This is a genomic window from Sanguibacter massiliensis (assembly GCF_900240335.1).
In the GTDB taxonomy this organism is placed as follows: domain Bacteria; phylum Actinomycetota; class Actinomycetes; order Actinomycetales; family Cellulomonadaceae; genus Flavimobilis; species Flavimobilis massiliensis.
Genome location: NZ_LT964987.1, coordinates 1 through 3,290 on the forward strand (window position 1 = coordinate 1; position 3,290 = coordinate 3,290).

The window sequence follows — 3,290 nt, forward strand, 5'->3', positions numbered from 1 at the left end:
AGTCGGGCGCAGTGTGCTCCTCGCCGCCCGAGAGCGGCGCCCCCGTGCCCTTCGTGCGGCCGATGAGCGTCTCCTGCTCGCGCAGGTGCGCGCGGTCCCACGTCTCGATCGTCATGCGGATGCGTCGCCCGTCGTCGTCCGCGCCGACGAGGACGGATACCGGTTTGCTGGCGCTCGGTTCAGTCGTTGGCATAGGTTCTCAATCCGTGCCGCTTCGGTTGCGGGTTTGTCGCGGTGAGCTCGGGCGGAGGGAGAGGCGCGGCCGCGGGGCGGTGCCGAGTGTCTTCCGGCAGTGAGCCGGCGATGTTGGTGAGGGATCGGAGTTGCTGCTTTAGTGCCCGGCGTCGGTTGTTCCTTGCGCTCTGCAGGTCGGCGAAGGTGATCGTTTGGGAGGAGCGTTCGGGGGCGATCGCGCGGCTAAGGAACGCATTGTCGTGGAACACCCGGATCTCGCCGAGGTCGCGGGGGTCGTAGCGGATGGTGACGTCTTCACCGACGTATGCGGCGAGGACGGGCGAGACGTATCGGGTGGAGGCGAACCGGATGCCGTCGCGCTGCACGCGTCTGGAGGCGGTGGCGGTCAGCAGCAGCGCGTCGAGGTCTTCCGGGTGTGCGGGCATTCGCGGGATGAAGCTCCCGCTCCGCCACCGCGCGTGCGGTGCCGTCCCGGTCGCGGAGTGCGGGCGCTCGTTGTATTCGTCGACGATGTACCGCTCGAGGACGTCGTCAAGCTGATGCAGGGCCAACGCGGGGGCGCTGGTGGGTGTGCCACCGGTGCCGTACGGGATAAAGCCAGGTAGGTGCGGGAGCAATTCGGTTGTCATGGTGCGGTAGAACCGCTCGATCTTCCCGCGGCCCTGCGGAACGCCGACCCGGGAGTGGATGGGGCGCACGTGCAGGTCCAGGCACACCTGTTCGATCCTGTCTGAGGTGAAATCCGACCCGTGGTCGCTGTAGAGAACACCGGGGAGCCCCGACACCACCCACGAGGCACGTCGCTTCCGGCTCGCGGCTTGGTGAAACGCCAGTGCGGAGCGCTCGGCCGTGGGCGCCGAAACCCCGAGCGCGTACCCGGCGACGGCACGAGAGTAGTCATCGAGCACGATCGTCAGCCAGGGACGCACGGGCATCTGCTTGTCGTCGAGGAACATCACGTCCAACAGCGTGTGGTCCATCTGCCACTGCTCATTCGGGGCGGATGTCGTGCGCCGGTAGACGAGCTCGAACTTGTCGCGGTACGCCGCGTCACCGCCTTCGGCGAGGGCTGTCAGGCCGGGGTCGAGAGCGTGCACGATGTGGCGAACGGTCGTGTACCCGGGAGCTGGTAAACCGCGATCGCGTGCGACATCGCCGACGCGCCGATGAATGTACGCGATGGTGGGAGTCGGCCGGCGAACGGCCAGCGCTTCGATCGCTGTGACCAGTTCTGCGGGGGTGCGCGAGGCGCCTTGATCTCGGCGAGGCGGTGTCGCGAGCTGCCCCGCCTCGACGCGAGCAGCCCATCGCTGCAAGGTTCGCACCGTGACGCTGGAGTGCTCCGCGATCCGTGTCCAGGGCACACCGTCGAGGTGTTGGCGCACAAGCTCGGCTTTCTGCCGGTCGCTGAGGTGCGCCATGATCCCTCGTCAGGCTCGCTCGACGTGCTCGGCCAGGTGCCGGGAGATCGAACGGTCGTTTATGTGAGCCGTTGGAGGGCGGTGAGAAGCGCTTCGCGCTGACTCTGATTCAACGCGCCGAAGTAGGTGGCATCCGTGGACTCAACGTCCCGCGTGGCCAGATTTGCCAGCTCGACTCCGCGAACAGTCGGTGCCAGCGCTATCGCTCGCCGATCTTCCGGGTGAGGTTCCCGGCGAACATAGCCCTTCGCTTCGAGTGCCCGGAGTACCTGCGAGGTCATCATTACGTCGAGTTCCGCGTGCTGCGCAAGGTCGCGCTGGCTCACCGGCTCGGTGCGATCCATCCACGTCAGCGACGCGAGAAGCACATATTGGACGTGCGTCAAGTCGTGCGGGGCGAGAGCTGCGCGAATGTGCCTCTGCCAGGCGTTGGTTGCTCGCCACAACGCGAGCCCCATACTCGACTGCGCGTCGGGATGCCGAGTATCTAGACCTCCGGACACGCGACTACTCGGAAGACTGTTCTGCCGCGGACAGGAGTTCTGCCATCGCCACGGGGAAGTCCCCGCTGATCTGCGGCCCGAGTTCGGGTCCGATGTCGTCGGAGCCGGGTCCGTCGATGATGAGCGTGTGCGTCACCGTCGTCCCGCCGTCAGCGGACGGAGCGAGGTCATGCCGGAAGGTCAGCTCCAGGTCGCCGAAAACGGTGCGGTCCGCATAGGTCGTGTCGGCCACGAGAGAAACGATCGTCGACTGCATCGGCTCTTGACCTTGTGGCGTGATCGTGAGTGTCGTCCCGACAGCGAATGGCCCGTGCAACTCGAAGGCGTCGGAGTTCGGGCCGAGTGGCGTGCCTGAGTGCAGCCTTTCCAGCGCACCCCAGACCGCGGATGGGGCGGCAGTGGTTGTCTGCGTGTAGTTCGTCGTCCACATGGCAATCCTCCTAGTAGTAAGTGCGCTTACTATACCTCAAGGTGTGCGCTACTGAAACCATCGTCCGGAGCTCCGGTCACGCGACAGTGACAGTGAACGCCGCCGAAGGCGCGTCACGTATCTCCGCGATCCACATCGTCGAGCTTGTGATCACCGTCGACGGCATCGTCGTCACGTCGGCCTGTGGTGCCAGAGTTGCGCTGAGTCCCGGCAGCACGCGGGACGCTCTGCACGACGCGCTCCGCGCGGCAGGCGTCGAATGCGCGGTCCCCCACCGAGGCGACCTGCCCGACATCGTGCGTGGCGACCCGCACCTTGACTGGGTCGAACTGCTCCGCGACCTCGCGTACGGGCCCGACGACCTCGCGCGGCTTGGCGGTTGGACGCTCGTCGGAGCGAGCACAGACGGCGCGTCCGCAAAGGTGCGCGTGAGCGGACCCGACAGGACCCTGGACGGGAGCTATGCCTTCGACGGCAGCTACCCCGCCGCCGTCGCGCTCACGGTCGCGACCGACGACGCCGCTGAGCGCGTGGCGGACGGCTGAGTCCCGCGCCTTCACCGCACCTCGGGCGCACCGTGTGCTTAGGCGAACAGGCCCTCGCCCACGAACGCTCCGTCGACGGGGGACAGTCGCGCGTCCGCGGGCACGCCCGGCGGCACGGCGAAGAGCCCTGAGCCCGTGTGCCGCAGGTACTCGACGAGCAGGTCGTCACGCGCCATGCGGGTCTGCATGGGGATGA

The 3,290-nt window shown here is 67.2% G+C and carries 4 protein-coding genes and 2 pseudogenes; 1 reads left to right on the top strand and 5 read right to left on the bottom strand.

The window, feature by feature from the left end; translation table 11 throughout:
• The 4 genes and pseudogenes from C1729_RS14055 to C1729_RS14070 form a co-directional block, all read right to left on the bottom strand.
• Positions 1 to 127 (bottom strand): annotated as a pseudogene (locus tag C1729_RS14055) (hypothetical protein); the annotation flags it as partial.
• Positions 128 to 179: 52 nt separating this feature from the next.
• Positions 180 to 1,616 (bottom strand): Mu transposase C-terminal domain-containing protein, encoded by a 1,437-nt coding sequence (locus C1729_RS14060; protein WP_102510772.1) that lies wholly within the window; start codon positions 1,614 to 1,616, stop codon positions 180 to 182.
• A 59-nt stretch (positions 1,617 to 1,675) separates the two neighbouring features.
• A complete protein-coding gene (locus C1729_RS14065) occupies positions 1,676 to 2,074 on the bottom strand; it encodes a MarR family winged helix-turn-helix transcriptional regulator (RefSeq protein ID WP_102510773.1) in 399 nt (132 codons plus the stop codon).
• Between the two features lie 49 nt (positions 2,075 to 2,123).
• Positions 2,124 to 2,549, bottom strand: coding sequence for an SRPBCC family protein (locus tag C1729_RS14070; protein ID WP_013882283.1), 426 nt, complete (start codon positions 2,547 to 2,549; stop codon positions 2,124 to 2,126).
• 92 nt (positions 2,550 to 2,641) lie between these two features.
• Here C1729_RS14070 and C1729_RS14075 point away from each other — a divergent pair, with 92 nt between their 5' ends.
• Positions 2,642 to 3,094, top strand: coding sequence for a hypothetical protein (locus C1729_RS14075; protein WP_102510774.1), 453 nt, complete (start codon positions 2,642 to 2,644; stop codon positions 3,092 to 3,094).
• Positions 3,095 to 3,132: 38 nt separating this feature from the next.
• Here C1729_RS14075 and C1729_RS15135 read toward each other — a convergent pair.
• Positions 3,133 to 3,290, bottom strand: a pseudogene (locus C1729_RS15135) (deferrochelatase/peroxidase EfeB); the annotation flags it as partial.

Bases quoted from the DNA above. Each gene is read 5' to 3' on its own strand.
- C1729_RS14060 (WP_102510772.1), bottom strand. From the start codon at position 1,616: ATGGCGCACCTCAGCGACCGGCAGAAAGCCGAGCTTGTGCGCCAACAC.
- C1729_RS14065 (WP_102510773.1), bottom strand. From the start codon at position 2,074: ATGGGGCTCGCGTTGTGGCGAGCAACCAACGCCTGGCAGAGGCACATT.
- C1729_RS14070 (WP_013882283.1), bottom strand. From the start codon at position 2,549: ATGTGGACGACGAACTACACGCAGACAACCACTGCCGCCCCATCCGCG.